The sequence below is a fragment of the Neobacillus sp. 114 genome, assembly GCF_030127045.1.
Classification (GTDB): Bacteria; Bacillota; Bacilli; order Bacillales; family Cytobacillaceae; genus Neobacillus; species Neobacillus rhizophilus.
Genome location: NZ_CP126144.1, coordinates 5221211 through 5238219, shown reverse-complemented (window position 1 = coordinate 5238219; position 17009 = coordinate 5221211). Strand labels below are relative to the sequence as shown.

General features: G+C 43.1%; 10 protein-coding genes, 21 tRNA genes and 1 rRNA gene. 31 read left to right on the top strand and 1 reads right to left on the bottom strand.

The features are described 5' to 3' along the window. Positions 1 to 81 precede the first annotated feature (81 nt). The 27 genes from rrf (at position 82) to QNN06_RS25665 (ending at position 10737) form a co-directional block, all read left to right on the top strand. Positions 82 to 198 (top strand): 5S ribosomal RNA (gene rrf, locus QNN06_RS25795). A gap of 9 nt (positions 199 to 207) precedes the next feature. Next, positions 208 to 283, top strand: a tRNA-Val gene (locus tag QNN06_RS25790). A 9-nt stretch (positions 284 to 292) separates the two neighbouring features. Beyond that, a tRNA-Thr gene (locus QNN06_RS25785) sits at positions 293 to 368 on the top strand. 104 nt (positions 369 to 472) lie between these two features. After that, positions 473 to 548, top strand: a tRNA-Lys gene (locus QNN06_RS25780). 10 nt (positions 549 to 558) lie between these two features. Further along, positions 559 to 643: transfer RNA gene (locus QNN06_RS25775), tRNA-Leu, on the top strand. A 10-nt stretch (positions 644 to 653) separates the two neighbouring features. Next, a tRNA-Gly gene (locus tag QNN06_RS25770) sits at positions 654 to 728 on the top strand. 5 nt (positions 729 to 733) lie between these two features. Beyond that, a tRNA-Leu gene (locus QNN06_RS25765) sits at positions 734 to 822 on the top strand. 14 nt (positions 823 to 836) lie between these two features. Next, positions 837 to 913 (top strand) — tRNA-Arg (locus QNN06_RS25760). A gap of 15 nt (positions 914 to 928) precedes the next feature. Continuing rightward, a tRNA-Pro gene (locus QNN06_RS25755) sits at positions 929 to 1005 on the top strand. A gap of 16 nt (positions 1006 to 1021) precedes the next feature. Next, positions 1022 to 1097: transfer RNA gene (locus QNN06_RS25750), tRNA-Ala, on the top strand. A gap of 21 nt (positions 1098 to 1118) precedes the next feature. Beyond that, a tRNA-Met gene (locus QNN06_RS25745) sits at positions 1119 to 1195 on the top strand. Positions 1196 to 1220: 25 nt separating this feature from the next. Further along, positions 1221 to 1297: transfer RNA gene (locus tag QNN06_RS25740), tRNA-Ile, on the top strand. Positions 1298 to 1314: 17 nt separating this feature from the next. After that, positions 1315 to 1407, top strand: a tRNA-Ser gene (locus tag QNN06_RS25735). A gap of 169 nt (positions 1408 to 1576) precedes the next feature. Beyond that, a tRNA-Met gene (locus tag QNN06_RS25730) sits at positions 1577 to 1650 on the top strand. 3 nt (positions 1651 to 1653) lie between these two features. After that, positions 1654 to 1730 (top strand) — tRNA-Asp (locus QNN06_RS25725). Between the two features lie 37 nt (positions 1731 to 1767). Further along, a tRNA-Phe gene (locus QNN06_RS25720) sits at positions 1768 to 1840 on the top strand. Positions 1841 to 1864: 24 nt separating this feature from the next. Continuing rightward, positions 1865 to 1940: transfer RNA gene (locus tag QNN06_RS25715), tRNA-His, on the top strand. Between the two features lie 7 nt (positions 1941 to 1947). Continuing rightward, positions 1948 to 2021, top strand: a tRNA-Gly gene (locus QNN06_RS25710). 4 nt (positions 2022 to 2025) lie between these two features. After that, positions 2026 to 2102, top strand: a tRNA-Ile gene (locus QNN06_RS25705). Between the two features lie 9 nt (positions 2103 to 2111). Continuing rightward, positions 2112 to 2186 (top strand) — tRNA-Asn (locus QNN06_RS25700). A 3-nt stretch (positions 2187 to 2189) separates the two neighbouring features. After that, positions 2190 to 2280 (top strand) — tRNA-Ser (locus QNN06_RS25695). A 3-nt stretch (positions 2281 to 2283) separates the two neighbouring features. Further along, positions 2284 to 2355 (top strand) — tRNA-Glu (locus QNN06_RS25690). A 404-nt stretch (positions 2356 to 2759) separates the two neighbouring features. Then, positions 2760 to 4709 (top strand): 1,4-alpha-glucan branching protein GlgB, encoded by a 1950-nt coding sequence (glgB, locus tag QNN06_RS25685; protein ID WP_284036213.1) that lies wholly within the window; start codon positions 2760 to 2762, stop codon positions 4707 to 4709. Further along, complete coding sequence (locus QNN06_RS25680) at positions 4651 to 5796, top strand: glucose-1-phosphate adenylyltransferase (protein WP_217037294.1); 1146 nt, start codon at positions 4651 to 4653, stop codon at positions 5794 to 5796. Before glgB ends, QNN06_RS25680 begins: the two co-directional genes overlap by 59 nt. Before the next feature lie 75 nt (positions 5797 to 5871). Then, positions 5872 to 6903: a GlgC family sugar phosphate nucleotidyltransferase gene (locus tag QNN06_RS25675; protein WP_284036212.1), complete on the top strand. Its 1032-nt coding sequence runs from the start codon at positions 5872 to 5874 to the stop codon at positions 6901 to 6903. Further along, positions 6900 to 8351, top strand: a complete 1452-nt coding sequence (gene glgA / locus QNN06_RS25670; protein WP_284036211.1) for a glycogen synthase GlgA — start codon at positions 6900 to 6902, stop codon at positions 8349 to 8351. The genes QNN06_RS25675 and glgA overlap by 4 nt, the downstream gene beginning before the upstream one ends. Further along, positions 8341 to 10737 carry a glycogen/starch/alpha-glucan phosphorylase gene (locus QNN06_RS25665; RefSeq protein ID WP_284036210.1) on the top strand — a complete coding sequence of 799 codons (2397 nt, stop codon included), beginning with the start codon at positions 8341 to 8343 and terminating at the stop codon, positions 10735 to 10737. Before glgA ends, QNN06_RS25665 begins: the two co-directional genes overlap by 11 nt. 130 nt (positions 10738 to 10867) lie before the next feature. Here QNN06_RS25665 and QNN06_RS25660 read toward each other — a convergent pair whose 3' ends face one another. Beyond that, the gene (locus QNN06_RS25660; RefSeq protein ID WP_284036209.1) at positions 10868 to 11806 is read right to left on the bottom strand and encodes a 1,4-dihydroxy-2-naphthoate polyprenyltransferase; all 939 of its coding nucleotides are present in this window, start codon (positions 11804 to 11806) and stop codon (positions 10868 to 10870) included. Between the two features lie 348 nt (positions 11807 to 12154). Between QNN06_RS25660 and QNN06_RS25655 the strand changes: the two genes are divergently transcribed. From QNN06_RS25655 to menB, 4 genes are read left to right on the top strand one after another with little or no spacing between them, the layout of a single operon-like run. Continuing rightward, a complete protein-coding gene (locus QNN06_RS25655) occupies positions 12155 to 13555 on the top strand; it encodes an isochorismate synthase (protein WP_284036208.1) in 1401 nt (466 codons plus the stop codon). A gap of 1 nt (position 13556) precedes the next feature. Beyond that, on the top strand, positions 13557 to 15308 hold the full coding sequence (menD, locus tag QNN06_RS25650; RefSeq protein ID WP_284036207.1) for a 2-succinyl-5-enolpyruvyl-6-hydroxy-3-cyclohexene-1-carboxylic-acid synthase: 1752 nt from the start codon (positions 13557 to 13559) through the stop codon (positions 15306 to 15308). Further along, positions 15305 to 16141, top strand: a complete 837-nt coding sequence (gene menH, locus QNN06_RS25645; protein WP_284036206.1) for a 2-succinyl-6-hydroxy-2,4-cyclohexadiene-1-carboxylate synthase — start codon at positions 15305 to 15307, stop codon at positions 16139 to 16141. The genes menD and menH overlap by 4 nt, the downstream gene beginning before the upstream one ends. Further along, on the top strand, positions 16131 to 16949 hold the full coding sequence (menB, locus tag QNN06_RS25640) for a 1,4-dihydroxy-2-naphthoyl-CoA synthase (protein ID WP_213119817.1): 819 nt from the start codon (positions 16131 to 16133) through the stop codon (positions 16947 to 16949). Before menH ends, menB begins: the two co-directional genes overlap by 11 nt. Positions 16950 to 17009: the final 60 nt, after the last annotated feature.

The following is a 17009-nucleotide window of genomic DNA, read 5'->3' as shown; positions in this document are numbered from 1 at the left end:
TTTTGAGGGAATGAAAAAGTTTAAATTTCCTCTTGCAAAATATGAAATAGACATTATAATAAAATAGTGTCTGATAAATGGTCTGGTAGTAATGGCGAGAAGGTCACACCCGTTCCCATCCCGAACACGGAAGTTAAGCTTCTCAGCGCCGATGGTAGTTGGGGCGAAAGCCCCTGTGAGAGTAGGACGTTGCCAGGCTGTTAAATTGGAGGATTAGCTCAGCTGGGAGAGCATCTGCCTTACAAGCAGAGGGTCGGCGGTTCGATCCCGTCATCCTCCACCATATTAATATGCCGGCTTAGCTCAATTGGTAGAGCAACTGACTTGTAATCAGTAGGTTGAGGGTTCAAGTCCTTTAGCCGGCACCATGCTTCTTACTTCCTTGAGTTACATCAGCGGAAGCATGCGAGAAATCCCGAAGGGATTTTAAGCAGAAATAACTAAGTTGTCTTTGGATAGACTTTATTATTTCGAGCCATTAGCTCAGTCGGTAGAGCATCTGACTTTTAATCAGAGGGTCGAAGGTTCGAGTCCTTCATGGCTCACCATTATAATTATGCGGGTGTGGCGGAATTGGCAGACGCACCAGACTTAGGATCTGGCGCCGCAAGGCGTGGGGGTTCGACTCCCTTCACCCGCACCATTTAAATATTGCGGAAGTAGTTCAGTGGTAGAACACCACCTTGCCAAGGTGGGGGTCGCGGGTTCGAATCCCGTCTTCCGCTCCAAAATTGCCGGGGTGGCGGAACTGGCAGACGCACAGGACTTAAAATCCTGCGGTAGGTGACTACCGTACCGGTTCGATTCCGGTCCTCGGCACCATTTAAAATTAAGATGCGCCCGTAGCTCAATTGGATAGAGCGTCTGACTACGGATCAGAAGGTTATGGGTTCGACTCCTGTCGGGCGCGCCATTAAATTTAATAGTACGGGAAATAGCTCAGCTTGGTAGAGCACTTGGTTTGGGACCAAGGGGTCGCAGGTTCGAATCCTGTTTTCCCGACCATTCTCACTAAAATCATGGGGCCTTAGCTCAGCTGGGAGAGCGCCTGCTTTGCACGCAGGAGGTCAGCGGTTCGATCCCGCTAGGCTCCACCATTAGATTTAAATATGTAATTTGGCGGTGTAGCTCAGCTGGCTAGAGCGTACGGTTCATACCCGTAAGGTCGGGGGTTCGATCCCCTCCGCCGCTACCAAATTATCTTTTGAGAACCTTAACTTGGACCTTTAGCTCAGCTGGTTAGAGCAGACGGCTCATAACCGTCCGGTCGTAGGTTCGAGTCCTACAAGGTCCACCATTAGTTTCATATTTTATGGAGGAATACCCAAGTTTGGCTGAAGGGATCGGTCTTGAAAACCGACAGGCGGGTTAAACCGCGCGGGGGTTCGAATCCCTCTTCCTCCGCCATAAAGTTCAATTTTATATTTCTTATTATCGCGGGGTGGAGCAACGAGCGTTGCTTCGATGAATAATCTGCGAGTTGTATCAATCGAGCTGCTGTTTGAATAAGCTTTCTGAGATTGATACAGTCCTACGTTAGCTTTTAGCATGACGTAAATTTAATACTTCTTATTATCGCGGGGTGGAGCAGTCCGGTAGCTCGTCGGGCTCATAACCCGAAGGTCGCAGGTTCAAATCCTGCCCCCGCAATCCGGTCTGGTAGTTCAGTTGGTTAGAATGCCTGCCTGTCACGCAGGAGGTCGCGGGTTCGAGTCCCGTCCAGACCGCCATTTATCTTTGGCTCAATAGAAAAAATGATTTAATAATGGCTCAGTAGCTCAGTCGGTAGAGCAAAGGACTGAAAATCCTTGTGTCGGCGGTTCGATTCCGTCCTGAGCCACCTTTCATTTTAAAAAACATCACGGCGGTTGTGGCGAAGTGGTTAACGCATCGGATTGTGGTTCCGACATTCGTGGGTTCGATTCCCATCAGCCGCCCCATTATAATGCGGGTGTAGTTTAGTGGTAAAACCACAGCCTTCCAAGCTGTTGTTGTGGGTTCGATTCCCATCACCCGCTCCATTATGGGCCTATAGCTCAGCTGGTTAGAGCGCACGCCTGATAAGCGTGAGGTCGATGGTTCAAGTCCATTTAGGCCCACCATAGTATTATTCCGCAGTAGCTCAGTGGTAGAGCTATCGGCTGTTAACCGATCGGTCGTAGGTTCGAGTCCTACCTGCGGAGCCAAATAGAGAAGTACCCAAGTGGCTCAAGGGGCTCCCCTGCTAAGGGAGTAGGTCGCGTAAGCGGCGCGAGGGTTCGAATCCCTTCTTCTCTGCCATTTGGCCCCTTGGTCAAGCGGTTAAGACACCGCCCTTTCACGGCGGTAACACGGGTTCGAATCCCGTAGGGGTCATACAAAAAAGCTGATGACATATAGTCATCAGCTTTTTTGTTGTTTTTGAACATGCAAATCATTATATTAATATAACCTTTTTGCTATTCCTGCAATGCAATAAAGTGTTGAAATCGCTTGCAAATCTCCTATTCTCCGTAAATGTTGGTATCTAACATTTCAAAAATTGAATAACTTTTCAAACTATTTTCACAATAAAATTACAAAAAAACTTAATAGAATCATGTCGAAAATTGAATGATTTTTTGTCGTATTACGAAGATTTGTGTCAAAAAAACAGATTTTTTAGAATCATTCCCCGCTTGCTGTCAGAAAAGATAAAAAAGTTTTACAAGGATTATTTGTTATTTGCACTTATAATTGGTTTTTGAAATACATATTTTCAGGTGAGGATGAGGAGAGCCATGGCAGTGAATACATTTTTTCCGACTGATTACCAGCTTCACTTATTTCACGAGGGAAATCTTTTTCAAAGTCATCAGCTTTTTGGCGCTCATATCTTTAAGGATTCCGCAGAGACTTATACACGATTTTGCGTTTGGGCTCCGAATGCCCTCCAAGTAAGGCTAGTGGGGGATTTTAATCACTGGAATGGTGATGGATATGAATTACAAAAAGTAAATGGTGAGGGTGTATGGATTATTGTCATCAAGCAAAATTTAGATGGCTGCAATTATAAATATGAAATCACCACAAAATCAAAGAAACGACTGTTAAAAGCAGATCCTTATGCTTTTTACTCAGAATTAAGGCCAAATACAGCCTCTGTCGTTTATTCGCTGGGGGACTATAAATGGCGTGACACTCAATGGATGAGTCGCAAAGCACAATCGAACTTCCTGGCAGAACCAGCCGTCATTTATGAGGTTCATGCGGGCTCATGGAAGACCAAGGATAATGGTGATTTTTTAACCTATCGAGAACTGGCGGAAGAACTTGTCCCTTATGTATTGGAGCATGGCTTTACGCATATTGAACTGCTGCCGCTGGTTGAACACCCACTTGACGCTTCTTGGGGGTACCAAGGGACTGGTTATTTCTCCGTAACATCGCGGTACGGGACTCCGGATGATTTCCGCTATTTCGTCGAACAGTGCCATCAGCATGGCATAGGGGTCATCCTTGACTGGGTACCTGGGCATTTCTGCAAGGACGCTCATGGGTTATATAATTTTGACGGTACACATCTTTATTCCTATTCCCATCTAAATGATAGGGAAAACCACATCTGGGGCACAGCCAATTTTGACCTTGGAAAAGGAGAAGTGCAAAGTTTCCTCATTTCAAACGCCCTATTTTGGATGGAAAATTACCATATCGATGGCTTCAGAATGGATGCTGTTGCCAATATCATTTATTGGCCGAATGCCTCAAATAGAAAAAGTGAAAACCCCTTCGGCATTGCTTTCTTAAAAAAACTTAATCAAGCAATAAACGACTATAATCCATATTTTTTAATGATAGGGGAAGACTCTACCGATTTTTCGAAGGTAACGACCCCAGTCCGTTATGGCGGTCTTGGATTTGATTACAAATGGAATATGGGTTGGATGAATGACATGCTTGAATACATGGAAACGCCGCCGTTTGCAAGGTCACAGGCCCATTCAAAGGTCACTTTTTCACTTTTATATGCGTTCTCAGAAAACTTTATGCTCCCGTTTTCACACGATGAGGTTGTCCACGGGAAAAAATCATTATTGGATAAGATGCCCGGCGATTATTGGGAAAAATTTGCCCAGCTAAGGCTTTTACTGGGCTATATGTTTGCCCATCCCGGGAAGAAGCTGCTATTTATGGGATTTGAACTGGGACAGTTCGCGGAATGGAAAGATAAAGAACAGCTAGATTGGCATCTTTTGGACTACGAGCTGCACCGAAAACTGAATGCCTATGTGAAAGTCTTAACGAAAGTTTACAAACGCACGAAAGCCCTCTACGAACTCGATCATCTGTGGGATGGATTTGAGTGGATGGATGTTAATAACAACGAGCAGTCTATGTTTTCCTTTATTCGAAAAGGGAAGAAGGAAGAGGATGCGATAATCATCATTTGCAATTTTACGGGCATCAGCTATCAGGATTATCAGATAGGCGTGCCAAACCCTGGTGAATACCGGGAAATTCTTAATAATGACGACTTAGAATTTGGTGGTGCCGGCCACATTAATAAGCACACCATTCCGGCTTCAGATGAGCCCTTCCACGGAAGACCGTATTCTATTAAGCTCACAATTGCCCCGTATGGGTTTCAAATGATAAGACAAGTGAAAAAACGGAAGGAGAGAAAAGGCAATGGAAAAGAAAAGGTGCGTAGCCATGCTGCTGGCAGGAGGGAAAGGGAGCAGGCTTAATGCTCTTACAAAGGACCTCGCAAAACCGGCAGTGCCATTCGGAGGGAAGTATCGGATCATAGATTTTACCTTAAGCAATTGTGCAAATTCCGGAATTGATACTGTCGGCGTCTTAACGCAATATCAGCCGCTCTTGTTAAATTCATATATTGGAATAGGCAGTGCATGGGATCTTGACAGTAAAAATGGCGGGGTAACCGTTTTACCCCCTTACAGTGAATCCTCAGAAGTGAAGTGGTACACCGGTACGGCAAGCGCCATCTATCAAAACCTTAATTACTTAAAGCAGTACCAGCCGGATTACGTTTTAATCCTTTCTGGTGACCATATTTATAAAATGAATTACGAATCCATGCTTGAATACCATATTGAAAAACGAGCAGATGTAACAATCTCCCTGATCGAGGTACCTTGGGCGGAAGCCAGCCGGTTTGGGATTATGAATACAAACGATGAACTGAGAATTCTGGAATTTGAGGAAAAGCCAAGTGAGCCTAAAAATAATCTTGCATCGATGGGCATATATATTTTTAGTTGGAATATATTGAAAGAATATTTGGAAATGGATGCACGCAATCCGGACTCCAGTCACGATTTTGGGAAAGATGTCATTCCAAGGCTTCTTGAAGAAAATAAAAAATTATATGCCTATCCGTTCAAAGGCTATTGGAAAGACGTTGGCACTGTAAAGAGTCTTTGGGAGGCCAATATGGATTTATTGGAGGAAGATTGCGAATTAGATCTATTTGACCATGACTGGAGAATTTATTCTGTTAATCCTAATCGTCCTCCGCAATATATTTCCCCGGATGCCAGAGTAATGGAATCACTCATTAATGAAGGGTGTACGATTGAAGGGAAAATTGAGAAATCAGTTCTCTTCCATGGCGTAACGGTAGGAAAAGATTCCACTGTTAAGGAGTCTGTGATCATGCCGGATGCAACAATTGGCAGCAATTGTTTTATTGAAAAAGCGATTGTGCCGTGTGACGTGAAAATACCGGACGGAACGGTCATTCGTTCCTTCGATGATGAAATCATCCTAGTCACAGAGGAAATGTTAAAAGCATTGTACTCTGCCTATTAAAAATAGAATGAAAGCCCAGTCGGACTGGGTGCTACAAATATTAGGTGATAAGAGGAAACTGGAGGGGACTTTGGCGTGAAAAGAAAGCTTTTAGGTATTATTGATGCAACTACCTATCATGAGGATTTGGATGACCTATTAACACATCGTTCTTTGGCGGCGCTGCCTTACGCAGGCCGTTATCGTATTATTGACTTTGTCCTTTCAAATATGGTGAATTCCGGCATTCGCAGTGTCGCAATTTTTCCAAAAATGCAGTATCGTTCCTTGATGGACCACTTAGGGTCAGGGAAGAATTGGGATCTAAATCGGAAAAGGGATGGCCTTTTCTTTTTTCCTTCTCCAGTCGTAGGCAGCTATCCTAAAGGGGTAGGTTCCTTTGATCTTTTCGCGGCAAATATGGATTATTTTTATCGTAGCACTCAGGAATATGCGATTATCACAAATTGTTACACTATTTTAAATATGAATTTTAAACCCATGCTAGAATGGCATATGCACGCAAACTGCGATATTACCGAAATCCATCATCAGGATGGAAGATCATTAGAAATGTATTTAATCAAAACCTCTCTGTTGATGAAGCTGATTGAAACTAGATTTGAGACTGGGTACAGCTGTATGAAAGATGTCGTCAGCGATATTCATAATGATTACACCGTTTGCCAATATGATTATGATGGATATGCCGTCAAGATAGATTCAATTGAAAGTTATTACTCGACCAGCATGAATTTGCTAAAGCCTAACGTTTGGAAAAATCTTTTTAATAATGACCAGCCTATTTTAACAAAGGTTAAGGATGAGCCGCCTGCTAAGTATTTAAAAGGATCATCGGTAAAAAATTCAATGATTGCAAACGGCTGTTTAATTAGCGGCACTGTTGAGAACAGTATTGTCTCGCGTGGAGTAAAAATCGGAAAAGGGACAGTCATTAAGAACTGTGTCATCATGCAAAAATGCCAAATTGAGGACAATTGTTACTTGGATTCAGTTATTTTGGATAAAGATGTCCGGGTTGAATCAGGGACACATTTAACTGGTACAGCGGGGGCACCATTTGTAATCAGAAAAGGTACGAAGCAAGGAGCGTTGATGAATTCGTGAAAGTATTATTTGCTGTGTCAGAGTGTGGACCATTTGCAAAGTCGGGAGGCCTTGCTGATGTAGCCGGATCTCTGCCAAAAGAATTAAAAAGTCTGGGTACTGATGTGAGAGTCATTCTTCCCAAATATGGAACCATTTCGGACGAATATAAAAAAAGAATGAAGAAGATAAAGGAATTTTCCGTTTCTGTCGGCTGGAGAAAGCAGTATTGCGGGATTGAGGAACTAGTCCATCAAGGTGTAACGTTTTATTTTGTCGATAACGAATATTATTTTAAACGTGAAGGATTTTACGGTTTTTACGATGATGGAGAAAGATTTGCCTTTTTTAACCGTGCGGTGCTAGAGGTCATAGAAGGGTTGAACTTTTATCCCGACGTACTGCATTGCCATGATTGGCATACGGCCATGATTCCCTACCTGCTTCGAAAAGAATATTACAAGAAGACAGGATATGGTCAGATAAAAACTGTATTTACCATTCATAATCTGCAATTTCAAGGAATTTTTTCAAAAGAGGTCTTGAGAGACCTGTTCGATCTTGATGAACAATCCTTCCATTCTGGACATTTAGAGTTTTTCGGAAATGTCAATTTCATGAAGGGTGCGCTTGTTGCAGCAGACACCATCACAACCGTGAGTCCAACCTATCGAAATGAAATTCAAACAGCGAACTACGGGGAAAAGCTTGACGGCTTGTTGAAGACAAGAGATGAAGATCTTTTGGGAATTTTAAACGGAATTGATGATGACTTTTATAACCCTGAACATGACCACTTTCTTTTACAAACCTATTCAAGCCAAGACATTAAGAAGAAATCCGTTAATAAAAAGGAAATTCAAAAGCAATTTGGCCTAAAGCAAACCGCTGCTGTACCGTTAATGGTGATGATTTCGAGGCTGACTAGACAAAAGGGACTTGATCTCATCAAATGTGTCCTTCGGGAGATTTTACAGGAGGATATCCAAGTTATTATCCTTGGAACCGGGGATTATGAATATGAAGAATATTTACGGCAGGCAGCCCGGATTTATCCGGAAAAATTGAAGGTTCATACCGGCTTTGATGAGGGACTTGCGCATAGATTATACGCAGCGGCAGACCTATTCTTGATGCCATCCCTGTTTGAACCGTGCGGCCTTTCCCAGTTGATAGCGATGAAATACGGAGCCATCCCAATTGTTCGGGAAACGGGCGGTTTAAATGATACGGTGAAGGCATGGAATGAGTTCACAAAAGAGGGAAATGGGTTTTCCTTCCGTAACTTCAATGCTCACGATATGCTTTATACGATTCAGCGGGCAATTAACTTCTATCATGATAAAAAAACATGGGGATCAATTGTAAAACAGGCAATGGAAATGGATTATAGCTGGGCTCAATCAGCTTTCCGCTATAACCAGCTGTATGCTGAACTAACCACAAGGAGTGAAACCCATGTTTTCTAATAAAGAACGGTTTAAGGAAGACTTTTTAAAAAGGCTTGAGATGCTCTGCGGGAAAAGCTTTTCAGAAAGCACTCCAAGAGATCATTACCAAACCCTTGGCAACATGATCAGAGAATTTGTTAGTAATGATTGGATTGCCACCAATGAACGTTACATGGCAGTTAGAGAGAAACAGGTATATTATTTATCGATTGAATATTTGCTAGGCAAGCTCCTCCGGCAGAATCTGCTTAATCTGGGCGTGGAGGAAACCGTTGCGGAAGGCCTAAGTGACTTAGGAATTGAATTGGCAGACCTTGAAGAATTGGAACCGGATGCAGGTTTAGGAAACGGCGGCTTGGGCAGACTAGCCGCTTGTTTTTTGGACTCACTTGCCTCCACTGACCTGCCAGGACATGGCCATGGAATCCGCTATAAACATGGGTTATTTGAACAGAAGATAGTCGATGGCTATCAGGTCGAATTGCCGGAGCAATGGCTAAGAAGCGGAAATGTTTGGGAAATACGCAAGGCCGATTTGGCGGTCAGTATCCCGTTTTGGGGGAAAGTTGAAACCCGACAGGAAAATGGAAGGCTTGTTTTTCAACATATAAACACGGAAGTAGTTACTGCTGTTCCATATGATATGCCTGTTGTCGGCTTTCAGACAAAGACAGTTAATACCTTAAGGCTTTGGAGTTCAGAGCCCGCCCAGTTTCCAGTTCATAAAGATATTTTACAATATAAGCGGAGGACAGAAGCCATTTCCGAATTCCTTTATCCGGATGATACCCATGATGAAGGCAAGACGCTAAGGCTAAAGCAGCAATACTTTTTAGTGTCGGCAAGCCTCCAGTCAATTTTAAGGTCCTATAAAAAGCAGCATGGCAGCCTTGAAGAGCTGAATCATCATGTTTGTATTCATATTAATGATACCCATCCTGTTCTAGCCATTCCGGAACTGATGAGGATTCTGATGGATGAGGAAGGCTTTTCTTGGGAACAAGCATGGGAGATTACAACTAATACGATCTCTTATACCAATCATACCACCTTATCAGAAGCCTTGGAGAAATGGCCGATTCATATCTTCCAGCCGCTCCTGCCGAGAATTTACATGATTGTTGAGGAAATAAATGAAAGATTCTGCAAGGAACGTTGGAAAGAGACTCCAGGCGATTGGGAGCGAATTGCGGGACTAGCAATAATAGCAGATGGGTATGTCAAAATGGCCCATTTAGCGATTGTTGGCAGCTTTAGTGTAAATGGTGTGGCAAGATTACATACCGAAATCTTAAAGGAACGTGAGATGCGGCCTTTCTTTCAGCTATTCCCTGAGAAATTCAACAATAAGACGAACGGCATTGCCCACCGCCGCTGGCTGTTAAAGGCAAACCCCAAATTGTCCTCGCTCCTATGCGAAACAATAGGGGATGGGTGGACTCACTCCGCACATGAACTGATGCAGTTCCTTAAATATCAAGACGATCACTCGATTTTAGGGAAATTAGCAGCAATCAAGCAGGAGAATAAGCAAAATATGGCTGAAGTGATTTATAAGCACAACGGTATTTCCGTCAATCCTGATGCCATCTTTGATGTCCAGGTGAAGCGTCTGCACGCTTATAAAAGACAGCTTCTAAATGTTCTGCATATCATGCACCTATATAATCGAATTTTGGAAGATTCCAGTTTTTCCATGGTGCCGAGGGTATTTATTTTTGGAGCAAAAGCATCTCCTGGATATTATTACGCGAAGAAGATTATTAAATTAATCAATACAGTAGCTGAGAAAGTTAATCATGATCCAAAAGTCGGCGATAAGATGAAGGTTGTGTTTTTGGAAAATTACCGCGTTTCATTGGCGGAGAAAATATTTCCTGCTGCAGATATAAGCGAGCAGATTTCAACGGCCAGCAAGGAAGCATCAGGTACGGGGAATATGAAGTTTATGATTAATGGGGCATTGACGTTAGGGACTTTGGACGGGGCAAATGTAGAAATTCATGAAAGGGTAGGGGACGATAATATTTTTATCTTTGGTCTAACGGCCGAGGAGGTCCTCCATTATTATCGGCACGGCGGATATGAATCAGTTGAATATTATCATCATGATAACCGGATACAGCAGGCTGTCAATCAGCTGGTAAACGGATTTTTCCCGGGCGTCCATAACGAGTTTGAACCAATCTTTGACTCTCTGCTTGAAGAAAACGATCAATATTTTGTCTTAAAGGATTTCGCTTCCTATGTTGATACCCAGCGGAGGGTAGGAGAAGCCTATGCGGATTCACTAAAATGGCAGAAAATGTGCCTGACTAACATTGCCCATGCAGGCTACTTCTCGAGCGACCGAACGATAAAGGAATACGCCAAAGATATATGGGGAATTCACCCTGTAAAATAGAAAGAAGGGCCTGACTCCCGGCGATTTTAAAGCGCCGGGGGCAGGCCCCCTTTTTTCGCTAATAGGAAAGTATAAATTCAACTACGCCTCTGTCTTCGCCCTTAGGGGCTCGCAAATCGGCGAGTTTTCTTTATGAGAAAAAGTGACCGGCAAAGATGCCGATGGCTAATAAGAAGCCGAAGATGGTGTTCGTTTGGGCGGTAGCTTTCATCGCTGGTGCCATTTGAATTGGCACAGTACCCTTAATAAAGCCTTTAACTGATTTAATCGGTTTGGGTGTGCTTATTAAAACGAGTGCCGTCCAAATTGGGGCAATATCCGCAATTATCAGCCCCAAAATCCAGACATACGAAAAAGCAAACATCCCTGCCAATAGGTAGATGGCCTTTTCTTTGCCTAGGAGAATGGCCAATGTTTTCCGGCCGAATTCTTTGTCACCGTCAAGGTCGCGGATGTTATTGGACAAAAGAATTCCACCGACCAAAATAAAACTTGGCACTGATACAAGAATACTTGTGCTGTCCACTGTCCCTGTTTGGATAAAGAATGAGATTAAAATAATCATCATCCCCATAAAGAAACCGGCAAACAATTCTCCGAAAGGTGTGTAGGCGATTGGCAGCGGCCCGCCTGTATATAAATATCCAATCAACATACATACCAAGCCCACTAAAGCTAACCACCAACTGCTGTTTGCACATATATAAACTCCCAATAATAAAGCAATTCCATAGAGTCCTAATGCCAGCTGCATCACAGTCTTTGGCTTTATTCCGTCCCGGACAATACTTCCGCCAATCCCGACAGAGTCCTCTGTATCGAGTCCTCGTTTAAAATCATAATATTCATTAAACATATTTGTGGCGGCTTGGATTAACAGGCTTGCAATCAGCATGGCGAAGAAAAGACCGAAATGAATTTTCCCGTGCCAAAGTGCCAGTGCAGTGCCTAGCAATACAGGAACAAACGCTGCTGTTAAGGTATGGGGGCGGGTCATCTGCCACCAAACCTGGAAGCCGCGGTTTGAGTCAACAACAGGTTTAGAACCTTCCCGTAAATTTGGCTGCATATTTTTTTCTCCTCCCTTTTAAATGCATTATCTATCTGTACAAAACGAATTTATAGAGAATGGTTATTACCCAAACCTAAGTGTAGGAAATATCAAGTGGAGTGTCAATTAAATTTTACTTTCAAAACTAGAAGATAATCCCTTCTCGAGTAATATCCATATTTAGTGGGAAAATGAGTGTATCGAAGCCTTTTGCAACCGATTTTCGGAAATTTGACATATAATAAGGAAATGAAGCAGGAGAAGTAGTGACAACCATTATTGACTTCTTTACAATGGGAGTAGTATCTTTAAAAAGGCTTAAAATGAATGGAGACAGCCCTATTTGGCTGTTTTGGAGGGATTTGCTTGATTACCATTCAGGAAATCGAAACGAAGGAAAGAAGTCTTTTGGCGATGAAGCGCGCAAAAGAACTTGGCCGTCCCATTTTAATGAGTGAAGTTGAAAAAATGAATCATATCGACCCCCTTTTATTCTTTTCTAGTGGGAATGAACACTATTCGGGCGAACGGTTTTTTTGGAAGGATCCAAAGGACGAATTTATTTTCGCTGGACTCGGAATTTCTAAGCAATTTCAAATAGATCAGTCAGATAACCGTTTTGGCCTTATTGAAAGAGAATGGAAGGAATTTTTAAAGGACAGCCTTATTACTAATCCATTTTCCCAAATTGGAATAGGCCCGCTGATATTTGGAGGATTTTCTTTTGATCCATACAAAGAGAAGACAGTGCTTTGGTCTAAATTTGATGATTCTTTATTTTATCTGCCAAAATATCTTTTGAGTGTTATTAAGGGACAAGTCTTTTTTACAACTAATTTTATCTTTACACCGAACGATGATGAAATGTTATATAAACATATAATCGATGAACGGAATAAACTTTTTCAGTCTCTTCAGAAACACCACCACACCGCTCTGCCTGCCCTTCTGGAAACAAAGGAAATTTCACCTGAGAAGTGGAAAAATACAGTTGATGCAATGGTAAAGGAATTAAACATAGGCCCGCTTAAAAAAGTAGTTCTTGCCAGGGAACTTCGGTTAAATTTTAATGACATTGTTGCTTCAGAGGCAGTCCTGCAACATTTAAATGAACAACAGCATGAAAGCTTTATCTTTGCTCTTGAATCGAATGGCGATTGTTTTCTTGGAGCATCTCCAGAGAGACTGGTGAAAAAGAATGGCACCGAACTTTTCTCTACCTGCCTTGCTGGTTCCATCTCACGGGGACATACCCCGGAGGAGGATCGAATACTGGGAGAAAAATTGCTTTCTGACCAGAAAAACTTGCTTGAACATCAATATGTTGTGGAAATGATAAAGGAAGCACTAGAGGAATCATGTGAAGAAATCATCCTTCCTGATAAACCGCAGCTAATGAAAATCAGGGACATACAGCATTTGTATACACCGGTAATCGGAAAATGCAGTGGTGATAGTTCACTATTGCATTTGGTCGAAAGATTGCATCCAACCCCTGCTCTTGGCGGACTTCCGAAGAAAGAAGCGGTTGAAAAAATCCGTCAAGTTGAGGAGCTTGACCGCGGCTTTTATGCAGCCCCTGTAGGTTGGCTGGATTACGAAGGAAATGGGGAATTTGCAGTAGCCATTCGCTCGGGCCTCTTACAAGGCAAGGAAGCATCCTTATTTGCCGGATGCGGGGTTGTTGCTGATTCTGATTCCGAAAGTGAATATTTAGAGACAAGCTTGAAGTTTAGGCCAATGCTTCGGGCACTTGGGGGAAAATAGTATGAATCATCAAGAATCATTAACTGCTTATATCGCTGCATTTGTCGGGGAGCTGGTTCTTTCCGGGATTACCGATGTGGTGGTCAGTCCCGGGTCAAGATCCACCCCAATGGCATTGGTAATGGCAGAACATCCGGATTTAAACGTCCACATCCACGTGGATGAGCGCTCTGCCGCCTTTTTTGCATTGGGAATCGCCAAGGCGACAAATCGAACCGTTGCTATTCTTTGCACATCAGGTACAGCCGCTGCCAATTACTTTCCGGCTATTGTCGAAGCGCGTTATTCACGAGTCCCATTGCTGGTTTTGACAGCAGACCGGCCGCATGAGTTGCGCGAGGTAGGGGCACCGCAGGCGATTGACCAAATTCATTTGTACGGAAAACACGTCAAATGGTTTGCAGAAATGGCACTGCCTGAGAAAAATGATGAGATGATCCGCTACGTGCGGACAGTCTGCTCCCGTGCTGCCTCATATGCAGCCGGCGCTCCAGCTGGTCCGGTTCATTTGAACTTTCCTTTTAGAGAACCACTTATTCCTAAAATGGATGAGAAACTCTTTGCAGTGAGTGAGCGTCCGAAAGGATATGTGCAGGTACATAATGGTGAACTAAACATAAACGACATGGAGTATCAAGAAATCGCCGGGCGGTTGGCAGGCAAAGCGAAGGGGATCATTGTTTGCGGAAATATTGCCGATGAACGTTTCGCAATTGCTGTAGCGAAGCTCGCTAATCAATTAAAGTTTCCAATCTTAGCAGACCCGCTATCACAGCTTAGAAGTGGGCAGCATGCAAATGATCAAATTATTGATACTTACGACACATTTTTAAGAAATGAAGATGCGAAATCTTACCTTAAACCGGACGTGATTATCCGCATTGGTTCGATGCCGGTGTCTAAAGCGTTAACCAATTTTATCAAAGGAAATCCGAATGCAGATCAATTTGTGGTCGATGGAGGAGGAGGCTGGCGGGATCCTGCTATCTTGTCGACCAATATGATTTTTTGTAATGAAGCAATTTTTTGTGAAAAACTTTCAGCATATTCCAAACCTCGGGTGGAGACGGGATATTTAGACGCTTGGAAAAAAGTAAATGACCTTACAAAAGAAAATATGTCCTCAATCCGGGATATTACCGAATTAAGTGAAGGAAAGCTATTTTATCAGCTTGCTGAGATGCTGCCGGACGCTGCGCACCTTTTTGTTGGGAACAGTATGCCAATTCGTGATTTGGACAGCTTTTTTTTAACAAATGGCAAGTCAATTAAGATTATGGCTAACAGGGGTGCGAACGGTATCGACGGGACGGTATCCACAGCCTTGGGGGCGGCGATGTACTCAAAGCCTTTATATTTGGTCCTTGGAGACTTAACCCTTTTCCATGATTTAAATGGACTTTGGGCGGCTATGAAGCATCAAATTAATATAAACATTATCCTTATAAACAATAATGGCGGCGGGATTTTCTCCTTCCTTCCGCAATCGGAACATCCGAAGCATTTCGAGCTTCTTTTCGGTACACCATTAAACATTGAATTTGAACATGCCGTCAAAATGTTTAACGGACAATTTACGAAAATTAAGGATTGGGACCATTTCCAAATTGAAATGGAAAAATCAAGAGATGTGGCAGGCATAAATGTCTATGAAATTGTCACAAATAGAGACAAAAATCGAGACGAGCACCGCGAATTTTGGCGTGGGGTTTCCCAGGCAATATCAAATTTTGTCAAAGGTGAGCAAAAATGAGGATAGATACCGGCGGAATCCGTTATCATGTCGAGATATGCGGGAATGGATTCCCTCTCGTTATGCTTCATGGATTTACAGGAGATTCATCAACATGGACAACCTTTTGCGAACGACTGGGAAAACACTCGCGGTTGATTATTCCTGATATCATCGGGCATGGAAAAACAGAATCTCCTGAGGCAGCGGGCCGATACCGGATGGAGGAGGCAGCTCAAGATTTAATTTCCATCCTTGATGAACTTCAGATTGAGCAAATTGATTTATTAGGTTATTCAATGGGGGGCAGGCTTGCCCTTTCATTTGCATGTCTATATCCCGAAAGGGTTCGAAAATTGATTTTGGAAAGCGCTTCGCCTGGTCTTGAATCAGAGGACGAAAGAAAACAGCGCCGTATGAAAGATGCCGAATTAGCCCATTTTATTAAGGATAAAGAAATATCGGAGTTTGTTGAATACTGGGAGAATATCCCCTTATTTTCAACCATGAAGAGGCTGCCGGAGAAGGTACAAGGAAAAGTAAGGGAACAGCGTTTAAACAATTCTCCAATTGGTCTTGCCAATAGTTTGCTAGGTATGGGGACAGGTTCTCAGCCCTCTTGGTGGGGGCAGTTAGATAAGTTGGCCTGTGAAGTTTTACTGCTTACCGGTAAGGAAGATTTGAAGTTCTGCAGGATTGCTGAAAAAATGCACAAGGAGCTGAAAAATAGTTCTTTGGTAACGATCGCACAATGCGGTCATGTAATTCATGTGGAAGAACCCGAAAAGTTTGGTACAATAGTAAGTGACTTTTTGTCAAATACAAACAAAGGAGGAATTTATAGTGGCAGTTGAATGGATTCCAGGTCGTAAATACGATGAAATTATTTATGAAACGTATAACGGAATAGCCAAAATCACGATTAACCGTCCCCATGTACATAATGCTTTCACACCAAAAACAGTGATGGAATTAATCGATGCTTTTGCCTATGCCCGTGATGATTCCGAAGTCGGCGTCATTGTTTTAACAGGTGCAGGAGACAAGGCATTCTGTTCCGGCGGCGACCAAAGCGTTCGCGGACATGGCGGCTATGTTGGTGAGGACCAAATTCCGCGCCTAAACGTACTTGATCTTCAGCGTCTGATTCGTGTTATTCCAAAACCGGTTGTGGCAATGGTTAAAGGCTATGCAATCGGTGGAGGTCATGTTCTGCATGTAGTCTGTGATTTAACGATTGCAGCTGATAATGCTGTTTTTGGACAAACAGGTCCTAAGGTAGGCAGCTTTGATGCCGGCTACGGTTCAGGTTATCTTGCCCGTATTATCGGTCATAAAAAGGCACGTGAAATCTGGTATTTATGCCGCCAATACAATGCCCAAGAGGCGCTTGATATGGGCTTAGTCAATACCGTTGTTCCGCTTGAACAGGTAGAAGAAGAAACAATCAAATGGTGCGAGGAAATGCTTGAAAAGAGCCCAACCGCACTTCGTTTCATCAAAGCGGCCATGAATGCAGATACTGATGGATTGGCTGGACTTCAGCAATTTGCCGGTGACGCAACGCTTTTATACTATACAACCGACGAAGCGAAAGAAGGACGCGATGCCTTTAAAGAAAAGCGCAAGCCAGACTTCGGCCAATTCCCGCGTTTCCCTTGATGAAAAAACGTTACAACAGCTTGATGGTCTCCATCAGGCTGTTTTTTATAAAGGATGATA